This window comes from Sinomonas sp. R1AF57 (assembly GCF_002224485.1).
Taxonomy (GTDB): Bacteria; Actinomycetota; Actinomycetes; order Actinomycetales; family Micrococcaceae; genus Sinomonas; species Sinomonas flava.
Genome location: NZ_CP022463.1, coordinates 942879 through 952543 on the forward strand (window position 1 = coordinate 942879; position 9665 = coordinate 952543).

General features: G+C 71.3%; 10 protein-coding genes. 4 read left to right on the forward strand and 6 right to left on the reverse strand.

What is annotated here, in order from left to right; translation table 11 throughout:
- Position 1 precedes the first annotated feature (1 nt).
- A complete protein-coding gene (locus CGQ25_RS04410) occupies positions 2-2182 on the forward strand; it encodes a thioredoxin domain-containing protein (protein ID WP_222703694.1) in 2181 nt (726 codons plus the stop codon).
- 22 nt (positions 2183-2204) lie between these two features.
- On the opposite strand, the gene CGQ25_RS04415 is transcribed toward CGQ25_RS04410, so the two are convergent.
- A complete protein-coding gene (locus tag CGQ25_RS04415; RefSeq protein ID WP_208711990.1) occupies positions 2205-2882 on the reverse strand; it encodes a hemolysin III family protein in 678 nt (225 codons plus the stop codon).
- A gap of 172 nt (positions 2883-3054) precedes the next feature.
- Between CGQ25_RS04415 and CGQ25_RS04420 the strand changes: the two genes are divergently transcribed.
- Together CGQ25_RS04420 and CGQ25_RS04425 are read left to right on the forward strand one after the other, a co-directional pair.
- On the forward strand, positions 3055-3816 hold the full coding sequence (locus CGQ25_RS04420) for an isoprenyl transferase (protein WP_208711991.1): 762 nt from the start codon (positions 3055-3057) through the stop codon (positions 3814-3816).
- Between the two features lie 259 nt (positions 3817-4075).
- Positions 4076-5419, forward strand: coding sequence for a PhoH family protein (locus CGQ25_RS04425; protein ID WP_255405724.1), 1344 nt, complete (start codon positions 4076-4078; stop codon positions 5417-5419).
- Positions 5420-5431: 12 nt separating this feature from the next.
- Here CGQ25_RS04425 and CGQ25_RS04430 read toward each other — a convergent pair whose 3' ends face one another.
- Positions 5432-6088, reverse strand: a complete 657-nt coding sequence (locus CGQ25_RS04430; RefSeq protein ID WP_208711992.1) for a GNAT family N-acetyltransferase — start codon at positions 6086-6088, stop codon at positions 5432-5434.
- Positions 6089-6146: 58 nt separating this feature from the next.
- Here CGQ25_RS04430 and CGQ25_RS04435 point away from each other — a divergent pair, with 58 nt between their 5' ends.
- Positions 6147-6659 (forward strand): A24 family peptidase, encoded by a 513-nt coding sequence (locus CGQ25_RS04435; RefSeq protein WP_208711993.1) that lies wholly within the window; start codon positions 6147-6149, stop codon positions 6657-6659.
- A gap of 45 nt (positions 6660-6704) precedes the next feature.
- On the opposite strand, the gene CGQ25_RS04440 is transcribed toward CGQ25_RS04435, so the two are convergent.
- The 4 genes from CGQ25_RS04440 to CGQ25_RS04455 all read right to left on the reverse strand — a co-directional run.
- Positions 6705-7196, reverse strand: a complete 492-nt coding sequence (locus CGQ25_RS04440; protein ID WP_208711994.1) for an NUDIX domain-containing protein — start codon at positions 7194-7196, stop codon at positions 6705-6707.
- A gap of 79 nt (positions 7197-7275) precedes the next feature.
- Positions 7276-8718, reverse strand: coding sequence for a class II fumarate hydratase (locus tag CGQ25_RS04445; protein WP_208711995.1), 1443 nt, complete (start codon positions 8716-8718; stop codon positions 7276-7278).
- 47 nt (positions 8719-8765) lie between these two features.
- Positions 8766-9380, reverse strand: coding sequence for a carbonic anhydrase (locus CGQ25_RS04450; RefSeq protein WP_208711996.1), 615 nt, complete (start codon positions 9378-9380; stop codon positions 8766-8768).
- A gap of 37 nt (positions 9381-9417) precedes the next feature.
- A partial coding sequence (locus CGQ25_RS04455) for an integrase core domain-containing protein (RefSeq protein ID WP_208711997.1) occupies positions 9418-9665 on the reverse strand: 248 nt, incomplete at its 5' end.

Below are 9665 nucleotides of genomic sequence, written 5' to 3' on the forward strand. Positions count from 1 at the left end.
CATGGCCAACCGACTCGCAGGATCCCCGTCCGCGTACCTCCGCCAGCACGCTGACAATCCCGTCCACTGGCAGCCCTTCGGCGAGGAGGCCTTCGCCGAGGCCGCGCGCCGCGACGTCCCTGTGTTCGTCTCGATCGGGTACGCCGCCTGCCACTGGTGCCACGTCATGGCGCACGAGTCCTTCGAGGACGAGGCGACTGCCGCAGAGCTCAACGAACGCTTCGTCCCCGTCAAGGTCGACCGCGAGGAGCGGCCTGACGTGGACTCCGCCTACATGGCCGCGTGCCAGGCGATGACAGGCCAGGGAGGCTGGCCCCTGAGCATCTTCGCCCTCCCGGACGGTCGAGCGTTCTACGCAGGCACCTACTACCCGCCGACTCCGCACCCGGGACAGCCCAGCTTCCGCCAGATCCTCGAGGCCGTCTCCGACGCGTGGCGGAACCGCCGGGAAGCCGTCGAACGCCAGGCGGCGGCGCTTGCCGAGGCGCTCGGCGGCCTCTTCTCGGACCAGCTCCTGCGCCTCGACTCGCCCGAGGCAGGGATCGACGACGGCGAGCTGGCCGCGCTCGCGCGCGACGCCGTCGTGCGCCTCGGCCAGGAGGAGGACGGCACCCACGGCGGGTTCGGGCGCGCGCCGAAGTTCCCGCCGTCGCCCGTGGCGGAGTTCCTCGTCCGCCACGCCGCAGGGAGCGCCGCGACCGCGGCCGCGGCGAGGGCGCTCGCCGGGCGCACCCTCGCGGCCATGTGCCGCTCGGCGCTGTTCGACACCCTGGCCGGCGGATTCGCGCGCTACTCCGTCACCGCGGACTGGTCGTTGCCGCACTACGAGAAGATGCTCTACGACAACGCCCAGCTGCTCCGCGCGCTCGCCCACTGGGTGCGCCTCGGCGCCTCGCCGGAGTTCCCGGCGGACGAGGCCCGGGAGGCCGCGGCGCTGACCGCGGACTGGATGGTCCGCGAGCTCGGCCTTCCCGGCGGAGGATTCGCGTCGTCGCTCGACGCCGACTCGGAGCGCGGCGGCCGGCACGTCGAGGGTGCCTACTACGTCTGGACCCCCGGCGAGCTCGCGGAGGCGGCGGGAGCGCACGACGGCGCGCGGCTGGCGTCGGTGTTCGGCGTGCGGCCGGGCTCGCCTCCCGGCTCCCACGGCGGTCCCGGGTGGCCACTCCACGCAGGCCGCGAGCTGGGCGCCGACGAGAGGGAGCTCCTCGCGCGGACGAGGGCCGTGCTGCTCGAGGCGCGTTCGCGCCGGACGCCGCCGGGGCGGGACGACAAGGCGGTCGCGGGCTGGAACGGGCTGGCCGTGGCGGCCCTCGCCGACGCCTCGGTGGTCCTGGACCGCCCGGACCTCCTCGCGGCGGCAGAGCGCTCCGCAGCCCTCCTCGCCGAGGTCCACTGGAATGGCCAGACGCTGACGCGGGTTTCCCACGGCGGCGCCGCCGGGGGAGTCGAGGGCATGCTCGCCGACTATGCGGGCTGCGCCGAGGGCGCCCTCGCCCTCTTCGCGTGCACGGGCGAGGCCCGCTGGTACAGGTGGGCAGGGCAGCTCCTCGACGCCGCCCGGAGCCGCTTCGTCGAGGACGGCCTGCTCTCCGACGTGTCCCTCGACCTCTCGGGGGCCCGCACCGGCGCCACCGCCGCCCTCGGCGGGTCGCGCGCCCTCGACGCGATGGACAACGAGGCGCCCTCGGGGGCGTCGCTGCTGGCCGGGGCGCTCACGTCGTTCGCGGCTTACAGCGGCTCGGGTGAGCATCGCGCCGTCGCACGGGCCATCCTCGCCGGGCTCCCGCGGCTCGTGGGCCAGTCGCCTCGGGTCGCCGGGTGGCTCCTCGCGGTCGCCGAGGCCACCCTGGCCGGCCCGCTCGAGGTTGCGGTGGTCGGCCCCCTGCACGGCGGTGGGGCCTCGGAGACGCGCCTGCTCCACCGTGCTGCCCTCCTCGACCCGAGCCCGGGGCTCGCCGTGGCACTCGGGTCTCCGGACGGCGGCGCCGCCGCAGGGGTGGGGGACGGCGCGGTGCGGCCAGACGGCGGCGGGCGCGCCGGCGCCGTCGTGCCCCTGCTGCAGGGTCGGCCGGGCGCGCCCGACGGCAGCCCGCTCGCCTACGTGTGCCGGGACTTCGCCTGCAGGCTCCCCGTCCGCACCGCCGACCAGCTGCGCGAGCAGCTCGCGCCCGGCGGCTGACCGGCACTTCGCCGGCGCTCCGCTATGCGCCGGCGACTGGCAGGCCCACGACCGCGATCATGATCGCGACGAAGTGGGCCGCGAAGCCGAGCACTGTGAAGGCGTGGAAGAACTCGTGGAAGCCGAAGTGGTCCCAGCTGAAGTTGGGGCGCTGGAGGCCGTAGAACACCGCGCCCGCGATGTAGAAGGCGCCGCCCACGCAGATGAGGATGGCGGCGGGGATGCTCGCCGCGAAGAAGTCCGGCAGGAACAGGAGGGCGGCGCAGCCCAGCACGACGTAGACCGGAACGTAGAGCCACCGAGGCGCCCGCATCCAGATCACCCGGAAGGCCACGCCGACGAGCGCGCCCGTCCAGATGAGCGTGAGCAGGAGCAGCGCGGTGGGGCGGGGGAGCAGGACCCAGGACAGCGGCGTGTAGGTGCCGGCGATGACGAGCATGATGTTCGTGTGGTCCAGGCGCTTGAGGACCGCCTTGGCCCTCGGCTTCCAGTTCCCGCGGTGGTACACCGCGCTGACCGAGAACAGCAGGAGCCCCGTGAAGGCGTAGATGCCGCTCGTGACCTTCCGGTCGGTGCCGGGGGCCAGAACCACGAGCACGATCCCGGCCGCGAGGGCGAGCGGGGTCGCGACCGCATGGATCCACCCCCGCCACGAGGGCTTGAGGGCAAGGAGCTCTGCACGGGCGGCCTGAAGCTGCATGGGAAGCATTTTATCGTACGGGCCGGTAGGTTACCCGTGAGTAGCATGAGCCGCCGCTCGCGCCGGGCTGTCTGGGGGTTCCGGCGCGGGGAAGGCCATGGAGCCTGCGGTAGCCTAGGAGGCGGCATCTACAGGCCTGTGATGGCATGGGAATCGATCGGGCGGGAGGGGCATGGAACTGCCCGGTTTCCTCTACGGCTACTACGAGCGCCGTCTCGTCCGGTCGCTCAGCCCGGAGAGCATTCCCGGCCACATCGGTGTCATGGTCGACGGGAACCGGCGGTGGGCCCGTCAGTTCAACGCCCCGACGAGCCAGGGCCACCGCGCCGGCGCGGACAAGATCCACGAGTTCCTCGGCTGGTGCCGGGAGCTCGGCGTGCGGGTGGTCACGCTCTACATGCTCTCGACGGACAACCTGAGCCGCTCGACTGAGGAGCTCCGCGAGCTGACGGAGATCATCGCCGAGACGCTCGACCGCCTCGACGACGACCCGAACGTCTCCGTCCACGCCATGGGCGCACCCGAGATCCTCCCGGACCACTTGGCCGAGCGGCTTGCCCGGCTCACCGCGAAGCCCAGTCCGTCCGAGCCCCTCCACGTCAACGTGGCGGTCGGCTACGGGGGGCGCCGGGAGATCGTCGACGCCGTCCGGGAGCTCCTCCGTGATGCCCTCGCGCGCGGAGAGGATATCGCCGAGCTGGCCGAACGGCTCGATGTCGAGGACATCTCGCGGTTCCTGTACACGGCGGGGCAGCCGGACCCCGACCTCGTGATCCGCACCTCGGGAGAGCAGCGCCTCTCCGGATTCCTCATGTGGCAGAGCGCCTACAGCGAGTTCTACTTCTGCGAGGCCCTCTGGCCGGCCTTCCGCAGGATCGACTTCCTCCGCGCGCTCCGCGACTACGCGGGGCGCCAGCGCCGCTTCGGCGCGTAGCCGCAGGGCCGAAATTACACAGCTGTCATTTACTGGACACTCCCTCGGATGTCACCCGACGTTCATGTGACGAGGCGTACATTGGCGCCATCGGGCGGCAACCGCCACCCGATGCGGGGAGGCCGAGTATGGACGTTGCGTCGCAGCAGCTCCAGGAGGCCGGTCCCGGCCTCGCGGCCGAGCCGGACGCACTGGAGAACACCGGGGAAACCTGGGGGCTGGAGTCGACGTGACAAGCATCGGGGCACACCACACCGCACTGCCCAACGAGTCCGCCGCAGCAGGCGCCACCGCCGGAGCCGCGCGCAGGACCTACGTACTGGACACGTCCGTGCTGCTCTCCGACCCGAGGGCGCTCCTGCGGTTCGCGGAACATGAAGTGGTGATCCCCGTCGTGGTGATCACCGAGCTCGAGGGCAAGCGCCACGACCCCGAGCTGGGGTACTTCGCCCGCAAGGCACTCCGGCTCCTCGACGATCTCCGGGTGGAGCACGGGAGCCTCAGCCGGCCCGTCCCGCTCGAGAGCGACGGCGGCGCCCTGGGCGGCACGCTCACGGTGGAGCTCAACCACATCTCGGCCGAGGTCCTCCCCGCCGGCTTCCGCTCGGGGGACAACGACGCGCGCATCCTCGCCGTCGCCAAGAACATGGCCAACGAGGGTCGGGCGGTCACGCTCGTGTCCAAGGACCTGCCCATGCGGGTCAAGGCGTCCGCGATGGGGCTTGACGCAGACGAGTACCGCAACGAGCAGATTGTCGACTCGGGCTGGACGGGCGTCGCCGAGGTCGACGCCGACGAGGAACAGGTCGCAACGCTCTACGGCCACGAGCCCGTCTTCCTCCCGGAAGCCGCGGAGATGCCCGTCAACACAGGGCTCGTGATCCTCTCGCCCCGCGGCTCCGCCCTCGGCCGCGTCGGTGCCGACAAGCAGGTCCGGCTGGTGCGCGGAGACCGGGAGCTCTTCGGCCTGCACGGGCGCTCCGCCGAGCAGCGGCTCGCCATCGACCTCCTCATGGACCCCTCCGTGGGCATCGTCTCGCTCGGCGGTCGGGCGGGCACGGGCAAGTCCGCGCTCGCCCTGTGCGCCGGCCTCGAGGCCGTCATGGAGCGGCGCGAGCACAAGAAGGTCGTCGTCTTCCGGCCGCTCTTCGCGGTGGGCGGCCAGGAGCTCGGCTACCTCCCGGGATCCGAGTCCGAGAAGATGAACCCGTGGGGCCAGGCGGTCTTCGACACCCTCGGCGCCCTCGTGAGCCAGGACGTCGTCGACGAGGTCATGGACCGCGGCATGCTCGAGGTCCTGCCGCTCACCCACATCCGCGGCCGCTCGCTGCACGACTCCTTCGTGATCGTGGACGAGGCCCAGTCCCTCGAGAAGAACGTCCTCCTGACGGTCATGAGCCGCATGGGCCAGAATTCCAAGATCGTCCTGACCCATGACGTCGCCCAGCGCGACAACCTCCGCGTGGGCCGCCACGACGGCATCGCGGCCGTGGTCGAGACCCTCAAGGGCCACCCGCTGTTCGGCCACGTCACGCTCACCCGGTCCGAGCGCTCGCCGATCGCGGCGCTCGTCACGGAGCTCCTCGAAGGGGCCGAGATCTAGGGGTCGGCCCCGCTAGGCGCCGACGCCGAGGAAGGCGGCCGCCGCCCCGTGGCCCTCCACCGAGAGGGTCCACTCGGGGCGGCGGAACGCCTCCCTGGGCAGCCGCAGGAGCAGCTCGCGTTCGACGACGCCCGGCCGGCTCACGCGGCGCCTCTCGCCGTTCGGCTCGTACCCCAGCTTTTGGCTCACTCCGAGCGAGGGCTCGTTCCAGTCGTAGGCCGCGGTGAGGGCGACCTCCGCGCCCAGCCAGTCGAATGCCCACGCCAGGGCGGCGGCGCGCATCTCCGACCCGAGGCCCTGCCCCTGGACGTCCCGGCGCAGCCACGAGCCCGTCTCCACGGTCGCGAGGTGTGCGAAGTCCTCGGCTCCGACGTCCTGCAGGCCCAGCAGCGCGCCGTCGTGCGCGAACACGCCGAACTGGACGAGCCAGGATTCCGGCCGTGTCCGCGACCGGCACTCCCAGATCCAGCGGGCGGAGTTCGCAGGGATCTCAGCGGCAGGCGCGTCTGTCCAGGGCAGGGCGAAGGGTGTCCGCTCGGGGGCGTGGATCCCTGACCGCGCGGCGTCGGCGAGGCCCGGGAGATCGTCGTCGCGCAGGGGTCTCAGCGCCAGGCGCGGGGTGCCGAGCGTGAGCCCGAACAGCGGCCAGACGTCGGCGAGGTCGGTCATGCCGCCACGCTACCGCAGGCAGGGCGGCGGGCCGCCGCGCATCCGATAGGGTCCAAGGGTGACCCACCGCCTCCCCGAGCTCTGGCAGGACGCACCGTTCTCGTTCTGGCTCGTCGTCGCGTGCCTCGCCTACTTCGCCTGGATGGCGGCGCGGCTCGCAGTGATCGACATCCGCAGCCACCTGCTGCCGAACCGGATCGTGCTGCCCAGCTACTGGGCCGCGCTCCCGCTGGCCGGCGCGGCCGCGCTCGGCACTGGGGCGCTCGACGTCGGCGCCGGGCTCCGCGTCCTGGCCGGCGGCGCGGTGCTGTGGCTCGTGTACTTCGTCCTGCGGGTCGTGTACCCGGCCGGGATGGGGTTCGGCGACGTCAAGCTCGCCGGCGTCCTGGGGCTCTACCTGGGCTTCCTGAGCTGGTCGCACCTCTTCTGGGGCACGGCCGCGGCGTTCCTGCTCGGCGGCCTCTTCGGGCTCGCGCTGATCGTCACACGCCGCGGGACGGCGAAGTCGGCGATCCCCTTCGGCCCGTTCATGCTCGCCGGCGCGGCCCTCGCGCTCCTGCTGCCGGCCTGATGAGGGGTCATGTCCGTGCGTTGAGGGGTCATGTCCCCGCCCGGTTCAGGCTTCTGCGACGCTCGGCGACCCGACGAAATGCGCTCGGCGCTGCGGGTCCAGCGCCCACTCGACCGCACGCCGGTGCAGGGGAGGAAGGTCCGGCAGGGCATCGGCCGGGAACCACCCCACCTCGAGGTTCTCGTCGTCATTGACGCGCTCCTGGCCGGCTACGAACGCGCAGGCCATCACGACGTCGAGGTACTGCGCCTGGTCCCCGTTCGGGTAGACGACAGGCGCGGTGATCCCGACGCCCGCCAGATGCGTCACCGAGACGTGGACTCCGGTCTCCTCGAAGACCTCCCGGACGGCCGTGGCGGCAGGCTCCTCGCCCGGCTCGACGATCCCGGCAGGGACGGTCCACCGGCCGTTGTCCGCGCGGCGCACCAGGAGCAGCCGCCCGGCGTCGTCTGCCACGACCGCCTTGACGCCCGGGAGCCAGAGCGGATGGACGCCGATCATGTCGCGCAGGGTGAGGATGAAGTCAGGCGTGGGCATGGAACCAGCCTAGGGGAGCACGACGGCGGCCGCCGCCTCGCGCTCGGGGCGACGGCCGCCGTCGTGCTCCCGTGGGAGGCTACTTGTTGGGGCCCGTCATGGTGGTGACGTCGAGGGCCTTCTCGAGGTCTGCCTCGGAGACCTTGCCCTCGCCCTCGCCGACGAAGCCGAGCGCGACGGTCGCCTCACGGACCGTCAGGCCCTCCTTGACGGCCTTCTTGGCGATCTTGGCCGCGTTCTCGTACCCGATGAACTTGTTCAGCGGGGTCACGATCGACGGCGACGCCTCGGCCAGGAAGCGGGCGCGCTCGACGTTGGCCTCGATGCCGTCGATCATCTTGTCCGCCATGACGCGCGAGGTGTTGGCGAGGAGGCGGATCGACTCCAGGAGGTTCGCGGCCATGACCGGGATGCCGACGTTGAGCTCGAAGGCGCCGTTGGTGGAGGACAGCGCGATCGTCGTGTCGTTGCCGACCACCTGCGCGGCGACCATGATCGCGGCCTCGCAGATGACCGGGTTGACCTTGCCCGGCATGATGGAGGAGCCCGGCTGGAGGTCGGGGATCGCCAGCTCGCCCAGGCCGGTGTTCGGGCCCGAGCCCATCCAGCGGAGGTCGTTGTTGATCTTCATGAACGAGTAGGCGATGTTGCGCAGCTGCCCGGACGCCTCGATGAGGCCGTCGCGGTTGGCCTGGGCTTCGAAGTGGTTGCGCGCCTCGGTGATCGGAAGGGCGGTATCCGAGGCGAGGAGCTCGATGACGCGCTGGGGGAAGCCCGCGGGGGTGTTGATGCCGGTGCCGACGGCTGTGCCGCCGAGCGGAACCTCGGCGACGCGGGGCAGCGAGGCCTCGATGCGCTCGATGCCGTAGCGGACCTGAGCCTCGTAGCCGCCGAACTCCTGGCCGAGGGTCACGGGTGTGGCATCCATGAGGTGCGTGCGGCCGGACTTGACCACGTCCTTGAACTCGTCAGCCTTTCGCGAGAAGGAGGCAGCGAGGTATGTCAGGGCCGGGATGAGGTCGTTCAGGAGCGCGTCGGTCGCGGCGACGTGTACCGAGGTGGGGAAGACGTCGTTCGAGGACTGGGAGGCGTTGACGTGGTCGTTCGGGTGCACGACCTTGTCGCTGCCCTTGGCCTTGAGCGCACGCGTGGCGAGCTCGGCGATGACCTCGTTCATGTTCATGTTCGAGGAGGTCCCGGAACCGGTCTGGAACACGTCGATCGGGAAGTGCTCGTCGAATTCGCCGGCAGCGACGCGGTCGGCGGCGTCAGCGATGGCGTCGGCGAGATCAGCATCGATCACTCCGAGGTCCTCGTTGGCGCGCGCGGCGGCCTTCTTCACGCGCGCGAGCGCCTCGATGTGCTTGCGCTCAAGGGTCTTGCCCGAGATCGGGAAGTTCTCGACGGCGCGCTGCGTCTGCGCGCGGTAGAGGGCGGCCGCGGGAACGCGGACCTCGCCCATCGTGTCGTGCTCGATCCGGTAGTCGTCGGTTGCAGGAGCCTGCACTGCAGAGTCAGTCATGGCTCCCAGAATAGGCCCCCGCACCGACGCGTTCCGAACGGTGTCGCCTAGATCTCGCCGATCTGGGAGACGAGCTCCGCCTTGCCCTCGCGGAGGTGGTAGCAGACGCTGAGCACCGCGGTGCGGCCCTCCTCGACGGCGGTCGCGATGGTCTGCGATGTCTCGATCAGCCGGGCACCGGCCTGCTTCGCATGCTCGACCACTGTGCCGTCGACGTCGGTGACGCCGTTGCGCTGCGCCGTGAGCACGCTCGGCATGATGCGCTCGACGAGGTCGCGGACGAATCCGCTCGGCATGTTCCCGGTCTCGTACGCCTCGACCGAGGCCGTGACCGCACCGCACGAGTCGTGGCCGAGGACCACGATCAGCGGGACATTGAGCGGATCGATCGCGTACTCGAGGGAGCCGAGGACGGCTTCGTCGATGACGTGGCCGGCGGAGCGGACGACGAAGGCGTCCCCGAGGCCGAGGTCGAAGATGATCTCAGCGGCGAGACGGGAGTCCGAGCAGCCGAAGATGACGCAGACGGGGTTCTGCGATGCGACGAGTTCGTGGCGGCGCGCCGAGTCCTGATTGGGGTGGACGCTCGCGCCCTCCACGAATCGCTGGTTTCCGTCGCGCAGGATGCGCCACGCCTGGGCAGGGGTGAGAGTCTGGGGCACGCGCCTACTCTAGCGCCCGGCTAGCTGTACCCGGCCATCAGGTTGGTGCCAGCCGGCTGATCGGGGGTTTGCCTCCGAGTGCGCTGTGACAGCGTTCAGTGTTGTAGTGCTCGAGCCATGGTGCAAGGGCGGCTGTTCGCTGGTCGTTGCTGGTGAAGGCCTGGCAGTAGGCCCACTCGGTTGCCAGGGTGCGGTTCAGCCTCTCGACCTTCCCGTTCTGCCAGGGGCAGTGGGGCCTGATGAACTTCTGGGTGATGCCATGCTCGGCGCACACTGCCCGCAGGG

What these genes read in the sequence shown, in the direction of transcription:
- CGQ25_RS04430 (WP_208711992.1), bottom strand. Translation starts at nt 6,088, where the DNA reads ATGACCGACCTCGCCGACGTCTGGCCGCTGTTCGGGCTCACGCTCGGC.
- CGQ25_RS04420 (WP_208711991.1), top strand. Translation starts at nt 3,055, where the DNA reads ATGGAACTGCCCGGTTTCCTCTACGGCTACTACGAGCGCCGTCTCGTC.
- CGQ25_RS04445 (WP_208711995.1), bottom strand. Translation starts at nt 8,718, where the DNA reads ATGACTGACTCTGCAGTGCAGGCTCCTGCAACCGACGACTACCGGATC.
- CGQ25_RS04440 (WP_208711994.1), bottom strand. Translation starts at nt 7,196, where the DNA reads ATGCCCACGCCTGACTTCATCCTCACCCTGCGCGACATGATCGGCGTC.
- CGQ25_RS04410 (WP_222703694.1), top strand. Translation starts at nt 2, where the DNA reads ATGGCCAACCGACTCGCAGGATCCCCGTCCGCGTACCTCCGCCAGCAC.
- CGQ25_RS04415 (WP_208711990.1), bottom strand. Translation starts at nt 2,882, where the DNA reads ATGCAGCTTCAGGCCGCCCGTGCAGAGCTCCTTGCCCTCAAGCCCTCG.